At 60.8% G+C, this 665-nt stretch carries 1 pseudogene; it reads right to left on the bottom strand.

Annotation, left to right across the window (positions count from 1 at the left end):
• Positions 1 to 15: 15 nt before the first annotated feature.
• Positions 16 to 665: pseudogene (locus tag Q2M23_RS43745) on the bottom strand (IS5 family transposase); the annotation flags it as partial.

The following is a 665-nucleotide window of genomic DNA, read 5'->3' on the forward strand; positions in this document are numbered from 1 at the left end:
TAGGTGGTGTGGACACTAGCGCATCCATAGAACAATGGCAGCGAGAGTGACGACGGCCCGGTAATTCCGGGCCGTTTTTTCGAAGCGGGTTGCGACACGTCGGAACTGCTTGAGCTTTGAGAAGCAGCATTCGACGAGATGACGCTGGGCGTAGAGATGCTTGTCGAGTGGGTATTTGAGCGCGCGTGACGGGTTGTTGGGAATGACGGCGAGCGCGCCTTTGGCGGCGATGGCTTGGCGCAAGTGATCGGCGTCATAGGCGGCGTCGGCCATGACGACTTCGGCGGATAAGCCTTCGATCAATGTGGCGGCTTGCGGTGCATCGCCCTTCTGACCCGCGGTCAGCGTGAACCGCACCGGACATCCCAAGCCTCGAACGGCCAGATGTATCTTGGTGCTCAGGCCCCCGCGCGAGCGGCCGATCGCCTGATCTTCAGACCCCCTTTTTTGGCGCCGGCGGCGTGCTGATGCGCCCGAACGATGGTGGAATCGACGATCAGATATTCGAAGTCCGGATCATCGGACATCGCCTCGAATATCCGCCACCAAACACCCTTGATGCTCCATCGGCTGAAGCGCCGGAACACGCTGTTCCAATCGCCGAAGACCTCCGGGAGATCGCGCCAGGGAGACCCCGTACGCACGATCCACAGCACTCCTTCAAC

The sequence above is a fragment of the Bradyrhizobium sp. 33ap4 genome (assembly GCF_032654765.1).
Taxonomy (GTDB): Bacteria; Pseudomonadota; Alphaproteobacteria; order Rhizobiales; family Xanthobacteraceae; genus Bradyrhizobium; species Bradyrhizobium australafricanum.